This is a genomic window from Pseudogemmobacter hezensis (genome assembly GCF_013155295.1).
GTDB classification, from domain to species: domain Bacteria; phylum Pseudomonadota; class Alphaproteobacteria; order Rhodobacterales; family Rhodobacteraceae; genus Pseudogemmobacter; species Pseudogemmobacter hezensis.
This window is the reverse complement of record NZ_JABJXT010000006.1, coordinates 16,449-36,075: the sequence shown is the minus strand read 5'-3', so window position 1 is coordinate 36,075 and position 19,627 is coordinate 16,449. Positions and strand designations below refer to the sequence as shown.

The window sequence follows — 19,627 nt, the reverse complement described above, 5'->3', positions numbered from 1 at the left end:
CCATTATCCAAAGCTCTTCCGGTTCGGAGTAAACCCTTGAGAAACTTGCGCTTTGCAGCTGCAGCCCTGATGACCACCGCATTGACAGGCCCGGCCTTTGCCGCAGAGCCTGCCGGGGTCGTCGCCCATTACGCAGATCTGGCCGAGGCGGGCTATAGTGACAGCCTCGCCACCGCCCGCGTGCTGCGTGAGTCGCTGGGCAACCTGGTGGCGCAGCCCTCGCAAGAGACGCTGGATGCGGCGCGCTCGGCCTGGCTGGCCTCGCGTGTGCCCTATCAGCAGACCGAGGCCTTCCGTTTCGGCAATGCCATCGTTGACGACTGGGAAGGCCGGGTGAACGCCTGGCCGCTGGATGAGGGTCTGATCGATTACGTCGATGCGGCCAGCTATGGCGAAAGCGAAGAGAACCCGCTGGCGACGCTGAATGTGATCGCCAATCCGAAATTCACCCTCTCGGGCAAAGAGATCGACGCCAGCCAGATCACGCCCGCGCTGATCGCCGATGTGCTGCAAGAGGCCGACGGGATCGAGGCCAATGTCGCCTCGGGCTATCATGCGATTGAGTTTCTGCTCTGGGGCCAGGACCTGAATGGCACCGGCCCCGGCGCCGGCAACCGCCCCTGGACCGATTACGCCACGGGCGATGCCTGCACGGGCGGCAATTGTGACCGCCGCGCGGCCTATCTGCTGGCGGCCTCGGATCTGCTGATCGCCGATCTTGAGGAAATGACCGGCGAATGGGGCGCCGAAGGCGAGGCCCGCAAGGCGGTGACAACTGACCCGCAGGCAGGCCTTATGGCGATCCTGACCGGCATGGGATCCCTGTCCTATGGCGAGCTGGCGGGCGAGCGGATGAAGCTGGGCCTGATGCTTTCAGACCCGGAAGAAGAGCACGACTGCTTCTCTGACAACACCCACAACAGCCATTATTATGATGGGGTTGGCATTCGGAACGTCTATCTGGGCCAATATACCCGCATCGATGGCACCGTGCTGAGCGGCCCCTCGGTCTCGGATCTGGTGGCGGCCAAAGACGCCGCAGTTGACACCCAGCTGAAGGCGGAACTCGACAGCTCGGTTGCGGCGCTGAATGCGATCAAGACCGCCGCCGAAGAGGGCTTTGCCTATGACCAGATGCTGGAGCCGGGCAGTGAAAAGGGCGAGCGGCTGATCATGGGCGCGGTTGATGCGCTGGTGACCCAGACCGCCTCGGTCGAGCGGGCGGTCGGCGTGCTGGGCCTCTCGAAGATCGACTTCGAGGGATCTGACAGCCTCGACAACCCGAACGCCGTTTTCCAGTAAGTGCAGCCCGCCTGAGAAAGAGCCGCCGCCATGATCGTCTGTCACTGTATGAGCATCTCGGATCACGAAATCCGCGCCGCCGTTGACTGGATGCGGGCGGCGGATCCCTCGACGATCATCACGCCGGGCAAGGTCTATCACGCGCTTGGCAAGAAGGCCGATTGCGGCGGATGCATGCCGGTGTTCCTTGACACGATGCGCAGCTGCGACAGTTTTGGCGTGGCCGATGATCCGGCGAAGCCCGCGATCCCGATGCTGAAACGGATGCGGGCACGGCGGCTGGGCTAAGGCCCCCGCCCCGCCCCCGCGCCCCGCCCGAAAAGCCCCCCGGTTTTGCTGATATATCCGGGTGTTTTGGTCGGATTTAGAATTATTCTAAAAAACTTCATTCCCCCCATGGACAAGCGCCCATGGGGGGATTTACCTTTGTTCCATACGCAGCAAGGCGGGCCATGGGCCCCGCGCAACGAATGGGGTCTGCCATGAAGGGCGACAAGAAGGTTATCGAATATCTCAATGCTGGTCTGCGCTCTGAGCTGACCGCCGTCAGCCAGTATTGGCTGCACTATCGTCTGCTCGACGACTGGGGCTATGGCAAACTGGCCGCCAAGGCCCGCGCCGAGTCGATCGAGGAAATGCAGCATGCGGATAAGTTCATCACCCGCATCATCTTCCTCGAAGGCCATCCGAACCTGCAAAAGCTGGACAGCCTGCGCATCGGCCAGAATGTGAAAGAAATCCTTGAGGCCGATCTGGCCGCCGAGCATGGCGCGCGTGACCTCTATATCGAGGCACGCCGCTATTGCGACGAGGCAGGCGATTACGTCAGCCGGGCCCTCTTTGACGAGCTGATCCAGGACGAGGAAGGCCATATCGACTTCCTCGAAACGCAGCTGGGGCTGTATAAAGAGCTGGGCGACAAGAATTATGGCCTGCTCAATGCCTCGCCCGCGAATGAAGCCGAATAAGCGCTGATTTTGCAGTCAGATAAGGGAAAGCGCGGTCCGCCGGGGGCCGCGCTTTTTCATTGGCGGGGCGGATTTCAGGCGCGGCACTATGCGATTGGGGTTTGCGCAGATCACTTGCCCCGGGCATGAACACTGGCGCGGCGGTTGATGGACAGGGGGCTTTGAGATGGCAACAGGCTGGGTGATTGCGCATCCCGACGGGGCGGGATGGCTCTGTCAGATCATTGCGGCCTCGGGCGAGACAGAGGTTGTGGCGGGGCTCAGCCCGGCGCAGGCGGCATCGCTTTTGACAGATGGGCCGCGGATCGGCCTGGTTCTGGGCCATGACGAGGCCCCGCTGGTTGCCCTGCCCTGCGACCCGGTTGCGGCTTTGCGCGGCGCGGTTGCGGTGGATGACGGCGCAGCCTGGCGCGTCCTGCCACGGTTTTCGCAGGAATCACCCCTGATGCTGAGCGCAGGCGAAGAGGTGCTGCTAGTTGGTGCCCTGTCGATTGCGCCGAAATTTGATGGCGCGATGCTGATCCGGGGGCAGGCCCGTGCGCTTTGGGCGCAGATCAGCGCGGGCGAAGTGGTCAGTATTCTGGGCAGCATAGCGCCGGATCTGCGCCGCCAGCTTGCCCCCCAGCTGCCCCCGGGCGTGGTTGTCGCGGATGCGGCGTTTTTGCAGGCCCTGGCCGAGACCTTATCCCGGCCCGAGCGGCTGTCGGCCCATCTGGCCGCCCTGCCCGCGCTGCGGCGGTTGCGCGGGGCGGATGAGGGCCAGATCCGCGCCTCTGTCGCGGGCTGGCTTTTGGGGGCCGAACTGGCAGCGGCCAGGCCCTGGTGGCTGGGCCAGCAGGTGCTTTTGATCACCGATCAGGATGACGGGGCCTCGGCTGCGCTGAAAGAACAGGGGATCACCCCGCATCATTTGCCCATGCAGGCCGCGCTGATGGCCGGGCTGCAGGCCATCGCGCCGCTGAACGCGGCCTGAGTTTCACCGCAGTTCCGGCCTAGCCGCCGACAGGCGCAGAGAGCCGCAAAAAGCCAAACCCATTCGGGCCCAGCCGGATCTGGCTTCTGTCGGGCGCAAACTCTTGCGCGGGGCCGATCTGCGCCCCCTCGGCGGCCAGATCCAGCGTCACCGCGTCGGGGCCAAGGTTGAACAGGCACAAAATGCCGCCCCGTCCTGCCTCGCCCCTGACAAAACCCAGCACCGGATCCGGGGTCTCCAGAAAGCGGGTCTTGCCGTGGATCAGATCATCTTCGCCCCGGCGAAACTGCAGCATCTGGCGGTAGCTTTCCAGCACGCTGCCCTGATGGCGCTCTTGCGAGGCGACATTGCGGGCCAGTTGCGGCGCTTTGACCGGCAGCCAGGGCGTGCCGGTGGTAAAGCCGCCATTGGCGCTGTCATCCCAGACCATCGGCGTGCGGGTATTGTCGCGCCCGACGGGGGCGGGCCAAAACGCAATCCCCTGCGGATCGGTCAGTTCCTCATAGCTGAGCTGGGTATCTGTCTGGCCGATCTCCTCACCCTGCCACAGGCAAATCGAGCCCTCAAAGGCCAGAAGCAGCGCCCCCGCCTGTTTGGCCAGCGCCTCTGGACTGGCGGCATGGGGCAGCCAGCGCGTCACCTGACGCGGCACGTCATGATTGGCAAAGGCCCACATCGGCCAGGCCTGGGGGGCTGCGGAAAAGAAGCCCTCAATCCGGCTGCGAAAGAAATCGGGAGTATAGCTGCGGCCCAGCATCTCAAAGCTATAGCATTGGTGCAGATGGCCGGGGGCAGAGTATTTCCCCATCATCTCAATGGCATGATGGGTCTCTCCGACCTCGCCCACGCTCATCGCGCCATATTCATCCAGCAGGGTTCGGATCCGCGCCAGCCAGGCCAGGTTCTCGGGGCGGTTCTTGTCAAAGAGGTGGTACTGCATGTCATAGGGATTGTCGGCGGGCGTTGAGAGGTCACGCCAGTCGGCCGGATTGTCGCGCAGTTTAAGGTCGTGGAAATAGTAGTTCACGGTATCAAAGCGGAAGCCGTCAACGCCCCGCTCCAGCCAGAAGCGCAGCACGGAAAGCGCCCAGTCCTGCACCGCCGGATTGTGGTAGTTCAGATCCGGCTGACTGCTGAGGAAGTTGTGCATATAGAACTGGCGGCGGCGGCCATCCCAGGTCCAGCCAGGGCCGCCGAATACCGACAGCCAGTTGGTGGGCGGTGTGCCGTCATGGCGCGGATCGGCCCAGACATACCAATCAGCGCGGGGATTGTCGCGCGAGGCACGGCTTTCAGCAAAAAACGGATGCTGGTCTGACGAATGTGAGAGCACCTGGTCGATGATCACCTTCAGCCCCAGCTCATGCGCCCTTGCGATCAGCGCGTCGAAATCCGCAAGGCTGCCGAAAACCGGGTCGATGTCGATATAATCAGAGACATCATAGCCCATATCTTTCATCGGGCTTTTGAACACCGGCGACAGCCAGACCGCATCCACCCCCAGTTCGGCCAGATAGGGCAGACGCGCGGTTATCCCCGGCAGATCACCGATGCCATCGCCGTTCGTGTCCTGAAAACTGCGCGGATAGACCTGATAGGTTACCGCCCCCCGCCACCATTCACTCACATGCGCCCCCTGCCAGATGATGCCCCATCATGGCGCGGTTTTATCCCGATGGCGATGGGGATCACGGGGCGGCGCCACAGGTCGCCGGGCGAGGGCAGTTGTATGCATCACAATTCATCATTTGACGCGATCCGGGGGCTGGCCCAGGGTCGGGCACGCGAAGAGAAGGCACCTTTATGACCCCGAACACTGCCAGCCCGGCAAGGGCCCCCCTGATGACGCCGGTGCTGATCGCCGGCTCTTTCATTCTGATGATCGGCTTTGCGATCCGCGCCTCTTTCGGGGTGTTTCAGATCCCTGTCGCTGCCGAGTTCGGCTGGGCCCGCAGTGAGTTCAGCCTGGCCATTGCCATCCAGAACCTGGCCTGGGGGATCGGGCAGCCGCTGTTCGGGGCGGTGGCCGAGAAATTCGGCGACCGTCGTGCGATCATCCTTGGCGCGCTTCTTTACGCGCTTGGCCTGGTGCTGACGGCGCTTTCAACCGAGCCATGGCAGCATCAATGGCTGGCCATCGTGATCGGCTTTGGCATTGCGGGCACCGGGTTTGGGGTGATTCTGGCCATCGTCGGCCGCGCTGCCGCGCCCGAGCATCGCTCGATGGCGCTTGGGATCGGCACGGCGGCAGGCTCGGCGGGGCAGGTTTTCGGCGCACCCATGGCCGAATTCCTGCTGCAATTCTATTCCTGGCAATGGGTCTTTGTGATTTTTGCCGGGGTGGTTTTGCTGACGCTGTTCGCGTTGCCCTTCATCCGCTCGGCGCATGTGGCCAGCAAGGCCGAGCTGGAGGAAAGCCTCGGCACGGTGCTGAAGCGCGCCTTCAAAGACCCGTCCTATACGCTGATTTTCCTGGGGTTCTTCTCTTGCGGCTATCAGCTGGCCTTTATCACCGCGCATTTCCCGGCCTTCGTGACCGATTTTTGCGGCGCGATAGACCCGTCAGGTTTTCTGGCGATGATCGGAATCACCACGACCTCAGCGCTTGGGGCGGTCTCGATTGCGGTGATCGGGCTTTTCAATATCGTCGGCACGGTCCTGGCGGGCTGGCTGGGCAAAAGATGGAGCAAGAAATACCTGCTTTGCGGCATCTATGTGCTGCGCACGATTGCGGCTGCGGTGTTCTTCCTGCTGCCGATCACGCCGCTCTCGGTGCTGGTCTTTTCAGCGGTGATGGGGTCGCTGTGGCTGGCGACGGTGCCGCTGACATCAGGCCTGGTCGCGCATCTTTGGGGGCTGCGCTATATGGGCACGCTTTACGGATTTGTGTTCCTGTCCCACCAGATCGGCGGTTTCTTGGGCGTCTGGCTGGGCGGGAAGATGTATGATCTGAACGGCAATTACGATCTGGTCTGGTGGATCGGGGTTGGGGTTGGCGCCTTCTCGGCGCTGGTGCATCTGCCGATCCGTGAGCCGAGGCTGAGCCCCCAGGCGGCGTGAGCCGGAACTGAGCCTCAGGCGGCGTGAGCCGACACTAAGCCTCGGGCGGCGTGAGCCGGCACTGAGCCTCGGGCGGCGTGAGCTGTCTCTGAGCCTCGGGCGGCGTGAGCCTGGTCTGACGTAAAAAGGGGGCTGCTCGCCCCCTCGCTGCGATGCAGCTCACCCCCCGGGATATTGTCAGACAGGAGAAAAGGCTGCCGCAGGGGGGGCATCGCCCTGTCACATGACAAGGCGATGCTGCCGATTTTCCGGATAGGGATCAGGCGTTAAAGAGGAAGTGCAGGACGTCGCCGTCCTTCACCTCATAGGTCTTGCCTTCGACCCGGAACTTGCCAGCCTCTTTTGCGCCGGCCTCGCCCTTGCCTGCGATATAGTCTTCATAGCCGATGGTTTCGGCGCGGATGAAGCCCTTCTCGAAATCGCCATGGATCACCCCGGCGGCCTGGGGCGCCAGCATGCCCTTCAGGATCGTCCAGGCGCGGGCCTCTTTCGGGCCGATGGTGAAATAGGTCTGCAGGCCCAAAAGCGCGTAGCCCGCACGGATCAGACGGTCGAGGCCCGCCTCTTGCAGGCCCATTTCCTCAAGGAAGGCCGCCGCATCCTCATCGGGAAGCTGCGCGATTTCCTCTTCGATACGGGCCGAAATCACCACGGTACCCGCCCCCTGCTTTGCCGCCATCTCGGCGACACGGGCGGATTGGCTATTGCCGCTTTCGGCCGAGGTTTCCTCGACATTGCAGACGTAAAGCACGGGTTTGGCGGTCAGCAGTTGCAAAAGGCTCCAGGCGCGGGCGTCATCTTCCGAGACTTTCACCACGCGGGCAGGCTGGCCATCTTCCAGCGCCTTTTGCGCCAGCGCCAGCAGGCGGTCCTGGTCGGCGGCGTCTTTGTCATTGCCTTTGATCTTGCGGGCGAGATTGGCGCGGCGACGCTCGATCGATTCCAGGTCGGCCAGCATCAGCTCGGTCTCGATGGTCTCGGCATCGGCCACGGGGTCAATCCGGCCCTCGACATGGGTGATGTCGCCATCCTCAAAGCAGCGCAGCACATGGGCGATGGCGTCACATTCGCGGATATTGGCCAGGAACTGATTGCCCAGCCCCTCGCCTTTCGAGGCGCCGCGCACGAGGCCTGCGATATCGACAAAGGTCATCCGCGCCGGGATGATCTGCTTTGAACCCGCAATCGCCGCCAGTTTGCCCAGCCGCGCATCGGGGACCGCGACCTCGCCGACGTTCGGCTCGATGGTGCAAAAGGGGAAGTTCGCCGCCTGGGCGGCCGCCGTTTTCGTCAGCGCGTTGAAGAGTGTGGACTTCCCCACATTCGGCAGGCCGACAATTCCCATCTTAAAGCCCATATCGGCCCTCCATAAGCTGCTGGCCGCCAGTTAGACGGTTGCGGGCGCGGGATCAAGGAAGATGCCGGGGATGGGGCGGTTGCGGTGGCATAATCCGCGCTTTCGCGGCGGTGGGCTGGCGGTGGGCTGATGCAAAACTGGCATCAGAGACATCCGGACATGCAAGGACAGGCGCGTCTTGCGTCTATATCTGCATCTGATTTCATCAGGGAAGAAAGTGGCGCGGTTGACGGGGCTCGAACCCGCGACCCCCGGCGTGACAGGCCGGTACTCTAACCGACTGAGCTACAACCGCGCTGGCGCAACGGATCAGCAGGAAAACAAGTGGCGCGGTTGACGGGGCTCGAACCCGCGACCCCCGGCGTGACAGGCCGGTACTCTAACCGACTGAGCTACAACCGCGCTTTTGGTCTCTTGTTTTCCCGGCGAACCGGGCGTGGGGGCTAGATAGCGGGGGGATCGCCCCCCGTCAAGCGCCACAATGCGGAATTTTCACATCCTTTTTACGCGCCACCCAAACCCGGTTAATTTGCCCCTGTAATCGGCCCCATAGTTCCCCCCGACAAGGATGTATCGGGGGGCGTTATTGGGGGTGCTATCGGGCCCGGTTCTCCGCTCAGGTGTCGGGGGCGGGGATGAACTCGTGATTGTCATCGGGCGGCAGGCTGAAACGGCCATGCGCCCAGTCGCCCGCCCGCCAGGCCTCTTTCGCGGCGGCGATGCGGTCTTTCGACGAGGCGACGAAATTCCACCAGATATAACGCGGCCCATCCATCGTCGCGCCGCCCAGCAGCATCAGCCGCGCCCCCGCTTCGCCCGCTTTGACCGATACCTGGTCACCGGGGCGGAACACCAGCATCCGGCCCGCCTCATAGCTTTGGCCGCCCGAGATCACCGAGCCGGTCAGGATATAGACGCCGCGATCTTCATGATTGTCGGGCAAGGGGATGGAAGCGCCGGGCTGCAGGATGGCATCGGCGTAGAAAACCTCTGACGGCATCGCCAGCGGCATCCGCGCGCCCCAGGCCTCGCCGAGGATCAGCCGCACCTGTTTGCCCTCGCCCTCCAGTTCGGGCAGCTCGGGTTTGCCGACATGAATAAAGGCGGCGGGATCATCCTCGCGGTCTTTGGGGACTGCAAGCCAGGTCTGCAGGCCGAACATCGTCAGCGGGGCCTTGCGGGCCTCGCCATCGGTGCGCTCGGAATGGGTGATGCCATGACCCGCCATCATCCAGTTGACCGCGCCCGGCTCGATCCACTGGTCGGTGCCAAGACTGTCACGGTGATGCAGCTTGCCCTTCATCAGATAGGTCACGGTGCCCAGCCCGATATGGGGGTGCGGGCGGACGTCTATCCCCTGCCCTGTCAGGAATTCTGCCGGGCCCATCTGGTCGAAAAAGATAAAAGGGCCAACCATTTGCCGCTGCACCGAGGGCAAAGCGCGGCGCACCTCAAATCCGCCCAGATCACGGGCGCGCGGCACGATCACCGTCTCGATCGTGTCAACCTGGTCACCGATCGGAATCGAGGGATCGAGGGCGGGGTTCCAACTCATGCTATTCTCCCTGGCGAGACCCGGCCCCGATGCATCCGATGATCGGGCGGGCTTGCTGCTATGGCATGAAGCTAACCGCAATCCCGGCGGATTTCATCCTTTGCAACCTGCGTCGCGCCTGTTCAGAAATGCACAGACCCGCCTGGCCTGCCCTGCCGCCCCACAGATCAGCCCCGGACCAGCCCCCCGGACCAGCCCCGAAAATCAGCTGGCCTGACCGGATGCCACAGGGGGCTGCACCTCTTCAAAGAAGGTCCAGGTATTCTGGAACCCGGGCTGCGACGCGCCGAGGCGTGCCCGGCTCTGATCGTTGCGCGAAAACACCGAATGGCTGTGTTTTACCCGCAAAAGCAGCTCTTCGAGAATGGGCCCCGCCACCGGATCCATCTGCGCATAGCTCAGCGCCAGCGCATTGGTGTTCAGCAAAAGATCCGTGCCGCCCAGGGTATAGCGGTCCATGCCGCGAAAGCCGCTTTTCGTCTGCGGCTCGGGCCCGGCATAGGTCGCATCCGCGTCGATGCCCTCAATGGCCCGCTCGCCCTCATAGATCTTCATCATATTGGCGTAGAAATAGCCGATGCCGCCGATCAGCCGCTGCGCCTCATTGCGGCCGTGGTCGAGGAAGGTCTGCAGGTTGGAAATCAGCCAGCGGGTGCTGAATTCGGCCACCAGGTTTTGCCCCTCTTCGCGCCAGATCCGATGGAAAAGGTCGCGGGCCTTCTCGGTCAGCTGCGTGTCGCGGCGCAGATAAGAGATGCAAAGCGCAGTGGTCCAGGCCAGCTCGCTGCGGCCGCGCAGGTGATAGCGCAGGATCCCGGCCTGGTCGCGCATATCGGCCCGCCCGGCGGCAGGCATCTGCGCGTCATCGGGCAGGCTGCGCGCCCCCATTGCCGCCAGATCGACAGCCGGATCGGGCAGCATATCGGCAACGTCGGTATGGGTACCAACCCGCTCTGCCGCCCGCTTTGACAGCGCCTCAAGGCCCGGGGCGGTGCCGCCTGGCGCGGGGGGCCATTGCGGATTACGCCCTTCCGGGACAACAGGCGCGTTTTCTGTTGCCGTCGCCGCCGCCGCCAGCAGACGCTCTTTGTAGACCGGCAGCAGTTTCGGGATATCGGCAAAGCGGTTCAACCGCTCGAATCGGCGCAGCATCGCCGGCGGCAATGAGGTGTTGCGGGCCTTTGCGCTGGTATCAAACCCCTGCGGCAAGGCGGTGAAACCCGCATAGGACAAGAGCCGGGTGACGCCATGTTCGGGCTCTTTCCGATAATCCTCGACGAAAAAGCTGTCCGGGAAATTTTCCTGAACCTTGCCCAGAATATCATCCCAGGAAAACCCCTGCACCGCTGCGGCGAATGTCTCAAAGCTTGAGAATTTGTTGCGATAGCGCAGATGCTGGGCATAGCAGCTTTGCAGCCACTCGGTCTCATCACGGCGAAAGAACACGAAAACCGGGCGATGGCGGGCGAAGATCCGCGACATGATGCGGATGTTTTTAACCAGCGTCGGATAGATCTGGGTCGCATTGCGCCGCCCGAACATATCGCCGGCGAAATCCTCCTGCGAGAGGATGGTGACCGGGGCTGTGCTGCGGGCGATCTGATCCTCGATCAGCGACAAAAGCCCTTTGGCAGAGTCGAAATCCCTGGATTCAACGGCTTTTCCGGCTTTTGAGGGCAGCTCGCCTGCCAGGGTAACGACCCCGGCCGATTTCAGCAGCGCCGCATTCTGATGCAGCATGCCCTGGATCGAGGTCGAGCCGGTCTTATGCGGACCGATATGGATGATCAGCGAAGGCTGACCGGCGGGAAAATCTGCCACGATACACACAACCAATGCGGAACTGGTTACAACAGGACGGCCCGCCCAGGCGCGCCGCAGAAACAGGATACAAACGGCTTCGGGCCGCGATTCGCGCCCAAAGTTAACAAAAGGTTAATACGAATCCGCCTGGTGCAGAATACAAGAATTGGTCACTGGTTAATTCAGCCGCTGGCTGCGCCGCAATTCTCGCCTGGATTGGCCCACTTGCGAAGGCGTGGAAACAATGCCTAATCAAAGCCGGGCCTCATCCAGACCAGGCCCCGAACCAGGCCCCGCGCGGCGCCTGCAGCAAACCAGAGGGACCATGGCATACGATTTCATCATCATCGGCGGTGGCATTGCAGGCATTTCCCTTGCGGCGCGGCTGGCGGAAAAAGCGGCCGGGCGGGTGCTGGTTCTTGAGCAGGAAGAGAGCCTCGCGCATCATGCCTCGGGCCGCTCTGCCGCGCTATACGAGCCGAATTACGGGCATCCGGCGGTGGTCGGGCTGTCAAAGGCGTCAGAGGCCTGGTTTCGCGGCCAGCCTGGCATCCTCAGCCCGCGCGGGCTGTTGATGGTGGCCGGCGAGGCCGAGGCCCAGGCCTTTCATCACGACCGCGAGACGATGGAGATGCAGCAGATCCCCCCCGATGAGGCGCGGCAGATGGTGCCGATCCTGCGCGGGGAGCGGGTCACACTGGCGGCGCTTTCAACGGCGGCCGAGGATATCGACACCGATCTTTTGCTGCAGAACTTCGCCCGTGAGGCCCGGGCTGCGGGCACAGAGATCCGCGTAAAGACCAGGGTCAGCCAGATCAACCGCGTCCCCGAAGGCTGGCATGTCAGCTGGCCAGGTGGCGAGGCTGAGGGCCGCATCCTGATCAATGCCGCCGGGGCCTGGGTGGATCAGGTGGCGGCCCTGGCGGGGGTCTCCTCGCCCGGATTTGCGCCGCTGCGCCGTTCGATGGCGCGAATCCCGGCGCCTGAGGGCCTGGATGTCAGCAAATGGCCGATGGTTTTTGGCCCTGCGGAAAGCTGGTATATGAAGCCCGATGCCGGGGCGCTGATCGTTTCCCCCGCCGAAGAGGATGCGGTTGACGCGCCCCATGACGCCTGGGCCGATGACATGGTTCTGGCCGAAGGCCTTGCCCGCTATGAGGAATTCGTGACCGAGCCCGTTACCCGCCTGCTGGCGAACTGGGCCGGGCTGCGCACCTTCGCGCCCGACCGGGTGCCGGTGATCGGCTTTGCGCCGGGGGATGCGGGCTTCTTCTGGCTGGCAGGCCAGGGGGGCTATGGGTTCCAGACCGCACCAGCCGCCAGCCGTCTTGCCGCTGATCTTTTGCTGGGTCAGACACCCGATCTGGCGCAGCCGCTGGTCGCGGCGCTTTCGCCGGATCGCTTTCTCTGAGGCGCAAACGACTTGCGGCAAAAAGGCACGCAGGCCAGGCATTGCCCAGGTGACAGCAGGGCCAGGATCGGCGACGATCCGGCGCATGAAACGCACCATGATCAGCCTTGCCCTCAGCCTGACCCTTGCCGCCTGTGGCGGCCAGGTCTCTCGTGAAAAACCTGCGGCCCGCCCCGCTGGCCCCATGGCCGCGACAGTGGTTGCGGCCCCCAATTTCGGCGACGCAAAGCCGATTGAAAACTGGGGCGGCCGCCCGCCGCAGGCCTATGCCGTGCACGGGATTGACGTGGCCCGTTATCAGACCGGGGTCGACTGGGCGACGGCACGCGCGAATGGGGTGAATTTCGCTTTCATCAAAGCGACCGAGGGCGGTGACCGCGTCGATCCGATGTTTGAGGATCACTGGCGCGGCGCAGGCCAGGCGGGCGTGCGCCGTGGGGCCTATCACTTCTATTACCATTGCCGGTCCGCCGCCGAACAGGCCCGCTGGTTCATCCGCCATGTGCCCAAAGTTCCAGGCGGCTTGCCGCCGGTGCTGGATATGGAATGGACACCGTTCTCGCCCACCTGCACAACGCGGCGCGAGGCCTCGGTCATCCGTGAGGATGCGCGGATATTCATCGACATCCTGACCCGCCATTACCGCCAGAAACCGATTCTCTACACCTCGATTGACTTCTTTGAGGACAATCAGATGTGGAAGGTCTCAGGTGCCGATTTCTGGCTGCGCGCCGTCGCCAAACATCCGCAGGATCTCTACAACGGCCAGCATTGGCTGTTCTGGCAATACACCTCGACGGGGCTGGTGCCGGGGATCCCGGGTCAGGTCGATATCAATGTATTCGAGGGCAATGCCAGTCAGTGGAACGCCTGGCTGGCCGCGCGCGCGCCGTAACCTTGTGAGGCGGGGGCCAGCCCCCGCACCCCCGGGATACTTAAGGACAGATGAAAAGGCCGCCCAGATCTTACGGGGCGGCCCTTTGGGTTTTCATCTGTCTGAAAATATCCCGGGGCCCGGGGCAGAGCCCCGGACGCCAGTCACAAGGCTCAACCGTCGACGCGGATGCGCATATTGGTCGGGTCGTGGGGGCTGTCCTCGACCACGACAGCATCCCACTCTTTCAACAACATTTTCACCTTCAGCTTTGTGCCGACCTCAGCCAGATCGGGGCGGACATAGCCCATCCCGATCTGTTTTCCGAAGACCACCGACCAACCACCCGAGGTCAGGCGGCCCACCTTCTCGCCATTGAGCAAGATAGCCTCTTTGCCCCAGGGATCGGTATCCGAGGGGCCGTCGATCAGCACCGTCACGCACTTGGCACGAATCCCGGTGTCGAGCATCGCCTGTTTGCCGCGGAAGTCTTTCTCCAGATCGACAAAGCGATCCAGCGCGGCCTCAAGCGGAGTGGCATCACGGCCAAGTTCGGTGCCGAAAGCGCGGTAGCTCTTCTCCTGGCGCAGCCAGTTCTGGGCGCGGGCGCCGACCGGGGTGAGGCCGTGCTTTTTGCCCGCCTCGATCAGCAGATCCCAGAGGTAGCGGCCAAATTCGATCGGGTAGTGCAGCTCCCAGCCGAGCTCGCCGGTATAGGCCACACGGATCGCGCGGACCGGGCACATGCCCAACTCGATGTCGCGGTAGGAAAGCCAGGGGAAGCGCTTGTTCGAGAGCACCGTTTCCGGGGTCGCGTCTTTCACAACTTCATTGAGAATCGCGCGGGCGGTCGGGCCTGCCAGGGCAAAGACACCCCATTGCGTGGTGATGTCATGGATGTCGAGGTGGCCGCCGCCCCCGGCGATGAAATCCTCGGCCGCTTTGTGCAGGAAGTCGGCGTCATAGGCGGTCCAGGCGCCGGCGGAGATCAGGTAATACTCGTTCTCAGAGAGCCGCACGATGGTGTATTCGGTGCGGGTGGTCCCGGCCTCGGTCAGCGCATAGGTCAGATTGATGCGGCCAACTTTCGGCAGCTTGTTGCAGGTGAAGTGGTCAAGGAAGGCGGTCGCACCCGGGCCGCGCACCAGGTGCTTGGTGAAGGCCGAGGCGTCGATGATGCCGCAGGTCTCGCGCACGGCTTTCGCCTCGCGTTCGGCATATTCCCACCAGGCGCCGCGGCGGAAGCTGCGGGAGTTGTGGTCGAAATCGGCGGGGGCATCCAGGGGGCCGTAGTAATTCGGGCGCTCCCATCCGTTCACCTGGCCCATTTGCGCGCCAAGCGCCAGCTGGCGGTCATAGGCGGGGGCGGTGCGCAGGGGGCGGGCCGCTTCGCGCTCTTCATCGGGGTGGTGAAGGATGAAGACATGCTCATAGCATTCCTCATTCTTCTTCACCGCATATTCGGTGGTCATCCAGGACCCGTAGCGTTTGGGATCAAGGGACGCCATGTCGATCTCGGCCTCGCCATTGACCATCATCTGCGCGAGGTAATAGCCGGTGCCGCCTGCTGCCGTGATCCCGAAGGAAAAGCCCTCGGCCAGCCACATATTGCGCAGGCCAGGGGCCGGGCCGACCAGCGGGTTGCCGTCAGGCGTGTAGCAGATCGGGCCGTTGAAATCGTCTTTCAGACCAACCACTTCTGAGGTCGGCAGGCGGTGGATCATCGACATATATTCCGCCTCGATCCGTTCAAGATCCAGCGGGAAGAGGTCAGCGCGGAAGCTGTCGGGCACGCCGTAGGGGAAGCGGGCGGGCGCGCCGCGCTCATAGGGGCCAAGGATCCAGCCGCCGCGCTCTTCGCGGACATACCATTTCGCATCGGCATCGCGCAGGACCGGGTGTTCCGGGTTACCGGCCTCGCGCCATTTGACCAGCGCGGGGTCTGGCTCGGTCACGATGAACTGATGCTCGACCGGGATTGCCGGGATCTTGATGCCCAGAAGGCGCGCCGTGCGCTGCGAGTGGTTGCCGGTTGCGGTGACGACATGCTCGGCGTGGATCTCATATTTCTCTTCGGTCGGCACCAGATTGCCGCCGACATCGGCCATTTTGGTGACGGAAACGACCCATTCCGAGCCTGTCCAGCGATAGCCATCAACCTGGATCTTGCGCTCGATCGTCACGCCCAGCTGACGCGCCCCTTTGGCCATGGCCTGGGTCACATCGGCGGGATTGATATAGCCGTCCTGCGGATGGAAGAGCGCGCCGATCAGATCCTCGGTATTCAGCAGCGGCCAGCGCTCTTTCATCTGCGCGGGGCTGAGGAATTCATGGTAAACCCCCGCCGTTTCCGCGACCGAGGAATAGAGCATATACTCATCCATCCGGTCTTTGGTCTGCGCCATGCGCAGGTTGCCGCAGACCGAAAAGCCTGCGTTCAGACCCGTCTCAGCCTCAAGCCCTTTGTAGAAATCGACCGAGTATTTGTGGATATGCGTGGTGGCATAGCCCATGTTGAACAAAGGCAACAGCCCCGCCGCATGCCAGGTCGAGCCAGAGGTCAGCTCGTCGCGCTCGACCAGCATCGTCTCCCATCCGGCTTTCTGCAGGTGATAGGCGATTGAGGTGCCTACGGCACCGCCGCCGACGACAAGGGCTTTGACATGGGTTTTCATCAGGGCTTCTCCGGCGGAGTGATTTGGCAGGGCAATTGTGCAGGGTGACTGACGCGGGATCTGCCGCAGCCTGTCGCTTGCCAACCTTTGTGCCAGAGACAGGCCGCGCAGGGCTACGCCGCGCGACCGATAGCGTCAAAAAACGACATGGGCGCAAATCCTTTGCAAACAGCCTGCCAGCCCTGGTCGCCAGGCTTTGGTCTCGCGGACCAAGCGGTCAGGCAGAGCAGAGGGGCAGCGCGGGCATCACTCTGCCACGCGCGGGATCACGCCACAAACTTTGCGCCCGCCAACCTCTTCGCAGCCGCTGTTAAAACCAGTGCTGCCATTGGTTTTCAATGTGCTGCGACCCGAGTCGTCGCCGATACCGCGCCGGATGCCGACGCCGGGGGCCTGGTCTTCTGCGCCCTCGCCATTTTTGGCGGCGGCAGCGGCGGCCTCATCCCTGGCATTTTTGACGATGGCGGCCCGCAGTTCTGCGATCCGCGCCTCTTCACGTGCAAAGCCCTCTTGCGCCTCGGCCAGTGCAAGCGCGGCCTCGGCCTCGCCCGCCCCGGCTGCAGCATCAGTTGCGGCGGGATCGGTCAGCAGCGCCACCTTCTGCCCGGCAACCGCCACCTCGCCCATGCCGGAAATCGGGCTGACCAGCAGCGCATTCAGCCCCGCAACATTCAGCGTCGAAAGGAAATCGCGCAACTCCTGGTCGCTCATCGTTTTCGGGGCCACCAGCCGCAGCGTGATCTGCTGCCCAAGATCGGCCAGCAGCAGACGCGCGGGCACCTCTGGCGATACCGTCACCTCATTGATCGCAAGTCCGGCGATATTCAGCAGCGGCTTTTGCGCGATCCGGGCCAGCGCTTCCTGGCGCAGGGCCAGCGTCTCAAGCCCGTCAGGCGTGGTGAAAAACGTATCGTCGAGGCGCGACAGGCCAAGGATAACCACCCCTTTGGGGCCGCCCCAGCCGCTGCGCAACTCGCTCAGCTGACCCGGGGGCACCTTGCCGTCAACCTCAAGCGGCTCTGGCAGCAGTTTTGGCAAAAGCAGATCAAGGCCGCTCTCTTCCGTCAGGGCCGCAACATCGGCATTGCTCAGGGTGCGGGTCGTCCAGCCATCCGGCGTCGCGGGCAGCAGCGTCTCAAAGCCGGTTTCACTTTTGGTAAAGCTGCCCAGCCAGCCCAGGGCATATTTGCCAAAACTGTCCTCGGGCAGGCCAAGGGCGGTATTGGTCTCATTGGCCTTTGTATGGGCGAACCAGAGCCAGGCGATAAAGGCAGCCGCTGGCAGCACGACGCCGACGAGGAAGTTGATGACCCGCATAGATATCTCTTGTGAACAGCCAGACACCAATCGCCTGGCCGCATAAGATTAAGCGGCAATTTGGGCAGGTCTCGGGCAAAGCTGCGGCAGCATTCGGGGATCTGACCCAGGGATCTGAAAGGGATCAGGTGAAATCTGCCCCACCCAATTGCCCAATCACCCCCGGCTGCGGCCGAAAACCAGCCCCAGCACGGCGAAAATCCCCGCCGCCGCCACGATGACCGAGGGCCCGGCCGGCGTGTCCTGCCAAAGCGACAGCTGCAGCCCCAGCACCACCGAGATCACAGAGATCAGCACCGCCAGCAGCGCCATCGCCTCTGGCCCGCGGGAAAGCCAGCGCGCCGCCGCCGCCGGGATGATCAGCATCGCCGCGATCAGCAATGCGCCCACCAGCTTCAGCGCCACGGCCACCACCACCGCCAGCGCGATCACCAGTACCAGCCGCTCGCGGGCGGGGTTCAGGCCCGACGACTGCGCCAGATCCTCATTCAGCGTCGCCGTCAGCAGCGCCTGCCAGCGCCAGGCGATCAGCGCCGCCACCAGCCCGGCGCCGATCCAGATCCACATCAGATCCCCGCGCCCGACCGCAAGAATATCGCCGAAAAGCCAGACCGAGAGATCACTGCGCACCGTCGGGAAATAGCTGACCGCCACCAGGCCAAAGGCCAGCGCCGAATGCGACAGCACGCCCAGGGTGGTATCCATCGCCCAGCCGCGCGTCGCCAGCCCCGCCACCGTCGCCGCCATCGCCAGCGCCACAACCAGCGTGCCCAGCGTGACCGGCAGATCCATCGCCAGCGCCAGCGCCACACCCAGGATCGCGGCATGCGCGGTCGCATCGCCGAAATAAGCCATGCGCCGCCAGATCACGAAACAGCCCAAAGGCCCCGTCGCCAGCGAAAGCCCCGCCCCCGCCAGCGTGGCGCGGGTCACCAGATCGTCAAACATGCGGGGCGCCTTTATGGTCGTGGTGGTCGTGATGATGGTGGTCATGGCTGCAGTTGTGATCCTGCGGGCCGGCGTGTTCATGGTCGTGATCATGGCGATAGAGCGCCAGCGCCCCTTTGGTGCCCAGCCCGAACAGCGCCCGGTATTCCGGCGCGCCCGAGACCACCTGCGGCGTGCCCTGGCAACAGATATGACCGTTCAGACAAATGACCCGGTCGCTGGCGGCCATGACCACATGCAGATCATGGCTGACCATCAGGACCGCAGCCCCGGTCTCGGCCCGGACCTCTTCGATCAGACGGTAGAACGCGGCCTCGCCGGGTTGGTCCAGGCCCTGGGTGGGCTCGTCCAGGATCAGCAGCTGCGGCTCGGCGAGCAAGGCGCGGGCCAGCAGCGCCCGCTGCATCTGCCCGCCCGAAAGCGCCGCCATCTGCAAAGCGCCCTTGCCCTCCAGCCCGACCCGCGCCAGCGCCCTGGCGGCCTGCGCGTCACTGACCCGCATCGGCAGCGACAGGAACCGCCGCAGGCTTAGCGGCATGGTGCGCTCGATCATCAGCTTTTGCGGCACATAGCCGATGCGCAGACCCGGCGCACGGCGGACCTCGCCATGGGTCAGGGCCAGGATCCCCAAAAGCGCGCGCAGCAGCGTTGATTTGCCAGAGCCATTCGGCCCGAGGATGGTCACGATCTCGCCCGGCGCGATAGAAAGCGCGACGTTGTGCAGGATCTCTGTGCCAGCCAGCCGGACGCAGATGTTCTGCGCCTGCAAAAGGGGGGTGTTCATGCGCCTGCCCCGGTTGCTGACCCGGCTTTTTCCGCCTGCAGGCAGGCCGGGCAAAGGCCAAGCGCCTCAACGGTCGAGCGCTCGATCACAAAGCCCAGATCCGCCGCCGCACTGTCGAGCGCGGCGCGAACCGGCTCGGCCGGGGCCTCGGCCACGCTGTTGCAGCTGCGGCAGATCAGGAAGGCGGGGGCATGGGCCTCGCCCGGGTGCATGCAGGCGGCGAAAGCGTTCAGGCGGCGAATGCGATGGGCAAGCCCTTGTTCCACAAGGAATTCAAGCGCCCGATAGGCGACCGGGGGCTGATTGCCGAACCCCTCAGCCGCGAGGCGTTTCAACACATCATAGGCCCCCATGGCGCGATGCTCTTCCAGCAGGATCTCAAGCACGCGGCGGCGCACCGGGGTCAGCCGCGCCCCGCTGGCCCCTGCCAGCTGATCGGCCCGCACCAGCACATCGCGGGCGCAGTGGTCGTGGTCATGGCGGGCAAAGGCCGCAGCGGGAACGTGACAGCCCGGGCAGTCGGAATCATGCGCATGTGCCATGCTGGCCTCTTGACGTGTTATGATATCACATAATATAGGTCACTCGCTCTTCAGGCGA

Annotated in this window: 16 protein-coding genes and 2 tRNA genes; 7 read left to right on the top strand and 11 right to left on the bottom strand. The window is 63.7% G+C overall.

Annotation, left to right across the window (positions count from 1 at the left end; genetic code table 11):
* The first annotated feature begins 45 nt into the window (after positions 1–45).
* The 4 genes from HOY34_RS08205 to HOY34_RS08190 all read left to right on the top strand — a co-directional run bounded on the left by HOY34_RS08205 (position 46) and on the right by HOY34_RS08190 (position 3,243).
* Positions 46–1,302, top strand: coding sequence for an imelysin family protein (locus HOY34_RS08205; RefSeq protein WP_436645176.1), 1,257 nt, complete (start codon positions 46–48; stop codon positions 1,300–1,302).
* Between the two features lie 30 nt (positions 1,303–1,332).
* Positions 1,333–1,590, top strand: coding sequence for a (2Fe-2S)-binding protein (locus tag HOY34_RS08200; protein WP_172361722.1), 258 nt, complete (start codon positions 1,333–1,335; stop codon positions 1,588–1,590).
* Positions 1,591–1,784: 194 nt separating this feature from the next.
* Positions 1,785–2,270, top strand: coding sequence for a bacterioferritin (gene bfr, locus HOY34_RS08195; protein WP_172361720.1), 486 nt, complete (start codon positions 1,785–1,787; stop codon positions 2,268–2,270).
* 166 nt (positions 2,271–2,436) lie between these two features.
* The gene (locus tag HOY34_RS08190; protein WP_172361718.1) at positions 2,437–3,243 is read left to right on the top strand and encodes a 2-dehydro-3-deoxygalactonokinase; all 807 of its coding nucleotides are present in this window, start codon (positions 2,437–2,439) and stop codon (positions 3,241–3,243) included.
* Between the two features lie 19 nt (positions 3,244–3,262).
* Here the strand turns inward: HOY34_RS08190 and HOY34_RS08185 are convergent, their stop codons facing one another.
* Positions 3,263–4,870: an alpha-amylase family glycosyl hydrolase gene (locus HOY34_RS08185; RefSeq protein WP_172361716.1), complete on the bottom strand. Its 1,608-nt coding sequence runs from the start codon at positions 4,868–4,870 to the stop codon at positions 3,263–3,265.
* A gap of 176 nt (positions 4,871–5,046) precedes the next feature.
* Here HOY34_RS08185 and HOY34_RS08180 point away from each other — a divergent pair, with 176 nt between their 5' ends.
* Positions 5,047–6,303 (top strand): MFS transporter, encoded by a 1,257-nt coding sequence (locus HOY34_RS08180; protein ID WP_172361714.1) that lies wholly within the window; start codon positions 5,047–5,049, stop codon positions 6,301–6,303.
* Between the two features lie 259 nt (positions 6,304–6,562).
* Here the strand turns inward: HOY34_RS08180 and ychF are convergent, their stop codons facing one another.
* The 5 genes from ychF to HOY34_RS08155 form a co-directional block, all read right to left on the bottom strand.
* Positions 6,563–7,660, bottom strand: a complete 1,098-nt coding sequence (gene ychF, locus HOY34_RS08175) for a redox-regulated ATPase YchF (RefSeq protein WP_172361712.1) — start codon at positions 7,658–7,660, stop codon at positions 6,563–6,565.
* A gap of 218 nt (positions 7,661–7,878) precedes the next feature.
* A tRNA-Asp gene (locus HOY34_RS08170) sits at positions 7,879–7,955 on the bottom strand.
* Positions 7,956–7,985: 30 nt separating this feature from the next.
* Positions 7,986–8,062, bottom strand: a tRNA-Asp gene (locus HOY34_RS08165).
* Between the two features lie 214 nt (positions 8,063–8,276).
* The gene (locus HOY34_RS08160) at positions 8,277–9,215 is read right to left on the bottom strand and encodes a pirin family protein (RefSeq protein ID WP_172361710.1); all 939 of its coding nucleotides are present in this window, start codon (positions 9,213–9,215) and stop codon (positions 8,277–8,279) included.
* A gap of 204 nt (positions 9,216–9,419) precedes the next feature.
* Positions 9,420–11,036, bottom strand: coding sequence for a hypothetical protein (locus HOY34_RS08155; RefSeq protein ID WP_172361708.1), 1,617 nt, complete (start codon positions 11,034–11,036; stop codon positions 9,420–9,422).
* Positions 11,037–11,343: 307 nt separating this feature from the next.
* On the opposite strand from HOY34_RS08155, the gene HOY34_RS08150 reads away from it, so the two are divergent.
* Positions 11,344–12,429 carry an NAD(P)/FAD-dependent oxidoreductase gene (locus HOY34_RS08150; RefSeq protein ID WP_172361706.1) on the top strand — a complete coding sequence of 362 codons (1,086 nt, stop codon included), beginning with the start codon at positions 11,344–11,346 and terminating at the stop codon, positions 12,427–12,429.
* Between the two features lie 85 nt (positions 12,430–12,514).
* Entirely contained in the window at positions 12,515–13,324 is an 810-nt protein-coding gene (locus HOY34_RS08145) for a glycoside hydrolase family 25 protein (RefSeq protein ID WP_172361704.1), read from the top strand.
* A 152-nt stretch (positions 13,325–13,476) separates the two neighbouring features.
* Here the strand turns inward: HOY34_RS08145 and HOY34_RS08140 are convergent, their stop codons facing one another.
* The 5 genes from HOY34_RS08140 to HOY34_RS08120 form a co-directional block, all read right to left on the bottom strand.
* The gene (locus HOY34_RS08140; protein WP_172361702.1) at positions 13,477–15,978 is read right to left on the bottom strand and encodes a GcvT family protein; all 2,502 of its coding nucleotides are present in this window, start codon (positions 15,976–15,978) and stop codon (positions 13,477–13,479) included.
* A 246-nt stretch (positions 15,979–16,224) separates the two neighbouring features.
* The gene (locus HOY34_RS08135; protein ID WP_172361700.1) at positions 16,225–17,295 is read right to left on the bottom strand and encodes a hypothetical protein; all 1,071 of its coding nucleotides are present in this window, start codon (positions 17,293–17,295) and stop codon (positions 16,225–16,227) included.
* Positions 17,296–17,451: 156 nt separating this feature from the next.
* A complete protein-coding gene (locus tag HOY34_RS08130; RefSeq protein WP_172362047.1) occupies positions 17,452–18,243 on the bottom strand; it encodes an iron chelate uptake ABC transporter family permease subunit in 792 nt (263 codons plus the stop codon).
* Complete coding sequence (locus HOY34_RS08125; RefSeq protein ID WP_172361699.1) at positions 18,236–19,027, bottom strand: ATP-binding cassette domain-containing protein; 792 nt, start codon at positions 19,025–19,027, stop codon at positions 18,236–18,238. The genes HOY34_RS08130 and HOY34_RS08125 overlap by 8 nt, the downstream gene beginning before the upstream one ends.
* Positions 19,024–19,569: a transcriptional repressor gene (locus HOY34_RS08120; RefSeq protein WP_172361697.1), complete on the bottom strand. Its 546-nt coding sequence runs from the start codon at positions 19,567–19,569 to the stop codon at positions 19,024–19,026. The genes HOY34_RS08125 and HOY34_RS08120 overlap by 4 nt, the downstream gene beginning before the upstream one ends.
* Between the last annotated feature and the right edge of the window lie 58 nt (positions 19,570–19,627).

Bases quoted from the DNA above. Each gene is read 5' to 3' on its own strand.
- HOY34_RS08140 (WP_172361702.1), bottom strand. From the start codon at position 15,978: ATGAAAACCCATGTCAAAGCCCTTGTCGTCGGCGGCGGTGCCGTAGGC.
- HOY34_RS08145 (WP_172361704.1), top strand. From the start codon at position 12,515: ATGAAACGCACCATGATCAGCCTTGCCCTCAGCCTGACCCTTGCCGCC.
- HOY34_RS08130 (WP_172362047.1), bottom strand. From the start codon at position 18,243: ATGTTTGACGATCTGGTGACCCGCGCCACGCTGGCGGGGGCGGGGCTT.
- HOY34_RS08200 (WP_172361722.1), top strand. From the start codon at position 1,333: ATGATCGTCTGTCACTGTATGAGCATCTCGGATCACGAAATCCGCGCC.
- HOY34_RS08135 (WP_172361700.1), bottom strand. From the start codon at position 17,295: ATGCGGGTCATCAACTTCCTCGTCGGCGTCGTGCTGCCAGCGGCTGCC.
- HOY34_RS08160 (WP_172361710.1), bottom strand. From the start codon at position 9,215: ATGAGTTGGAACCCCGCCCTCGATCCCTCGATTCCGATCGGTGACCAG.
- bfr (WP_172361720.1), top strand. From the start codon at position 1,785: ATGAAGGGCGACAAGAAGGTTATCGAATATCTCAATGCTGGTCTGCGC.
- HOY34_RS08125 (WP_172361699.1), bottom strand. From the start codon at position 19,027: ATGAACACCCCCCTTTTGCAGGCGCAGAACATCTGCGTCCGGCTGGCT.
- HOY34_RS08180 (WP_172361714.1), top strand. From the start codon at position 5,047: ATGACCCCGAACACTGCCAGCCCGGCAAGGGCCCCCCTGATGACGCCG.
- HOY34_RS08120 (WP_172361697.1), bottom strand. From the start codon at position 19,569: ATGGCACATGCGCATGATTCCGACTGCCCGGGCTGTCACGTTCCCGCT.
- ychF (WP_172361712.1), bottom strand. From the start codon at position 7,660: ATGGGCTTTAAGATGGGAATTGTCGGCCTGCCGAATGTGGGGAAGTCC.
- HOY34_RS08190 (WP_172361718.1), top strand. From the start codon at position 2,437: ATGGCAACAGGCTGGGTGATTGCGCATCCCGACGGGGCGGGATGGCTC.
- HOY34_RS08150 (WP_172361706.1), top strand. From the start codon at position 11,344: ATGGCATACGATTTCATCATCATCGGCGGTGGCATTGCAGGCATTTCC.